We start from the raw sequence: 947 nt of genomic DNA, 5'->3' as shown, positions 1-947 counted from the left end.
CTTTGGGGATTAGACAACACAAATTCAGGTAGAATAACCGTTAAGCCCCGCGGTAAAAGCACACCATATTTGGCAATCTCTGGATTGGCTTCCAGTGTGGCTTCTAAATAGCCGTTTAGTGCCCCAACTTGGATGCGGTCTCTGAACACTGCCATGGCATGGTGAAAGCAGATAAGATCAAGACTCATATCCTCTAGCTCTACAACAACATGCTTTTCTGGTATCTTCATAGAGTTTGTCCCACTTGGGTTTGTCCCACCTGGTATTGTCCTTGTGGTTTTCCGCCATTAAAAAAGGGCAAGAGCGTAATGGAATAGCGGATGCGCTGGGATTGACCAGAGCGACTAATATAGTCGTGGTCTTTATTGATCGTGGTGATCACCACGGGACCATGGAGAAGGACACTATAGGTCGTATCATTGATCCAACGAAGCATCTGGACAGGCTTTGCTCTTCGAATGGTTTGGGCGATGGCATCAATGGCTACACGATCACCAAACTCTTCTGGAAACCAAACGCCATGAATGGTTTTTGCATCATTGCCATAGCCGGTAAATTGCAAACTGGGGGACCTGCCAAAACGCTCCATACAAACCCATGAGGCAGAAAACTCTTCTTCAAAGGATTGGAAATTCAGCCAGTCCACATAAAATTGATGCGGACCTAACATCATCAAAGGATCTCTCATAGGCTCCCTCCCCTCATTCTGTCCCGCCATGCAGCGCATTAGCGCGTGCCCGTTGAATGGCGTGGGCAACCGCACGACCAGTGGCAACAGGATCACGCGCGCCATTGACATGCACCGTGACATTTTGATTGTGGGTGATGGGGGAGCGTTCTTTGCCTCTTTGTTCTCTACCCGATGGATTGGCATGCCCCGCCCCCGCAAATTGTGCAATCGGTTGAATGGCTGTTGTGCCTCCCAAAAAACTTGGCAAAAACTCTCT

General features: G+C 48.8%; 3 protein-coding genes. All 3 read right to left on the bottom strand.

The window, feature by feature from the left end:
• Positions 1-230 (bottom strand): tail protein X (locus ACFIKR_RS09455; RefSeq protein WP_375659659.1); only part of this gene is annotated, 230 nt, incomplete at its 3' end.
• A complete protein-coding gene (locus ACFIKR_RS09450; RefSeq protein WP_375636418.1) occupies positions 227-688 on the bottom strand; it encodes a phage tail protein in 462 nt (153 codons plus the stop codon). The genes ACFIKR_RS09450 and ACFIKR_RS09455, both read right to left, overlap by 4 nt.
• Positions 689-701: 13 nt before the next feature.
• Positions 702-947, bottom strand: a 246-nt coding sequence (locus tag ACFIKR_RS09445; protein WP_375659658.1) for a hypothetical protein, incomplete at its 5' end; no start/stop codon positions are given.

Origin of the sequence: Bartonella sp. MR30HLJHH (assembly GCF_042194195.1) — a bacterium.
Taxonomy (GTDB): Bacteria; Pseudomonadota; Alphaproteobacteria; order Rhizobiales; family Rhizobiaceae; genus Bartonella; species Bartonella grahamii.
The sequence above is the reverse complement of the archived record's forward strand: the minus strand, read 5'-3'. Positions and strand labels throughout refer to the sequence as shown.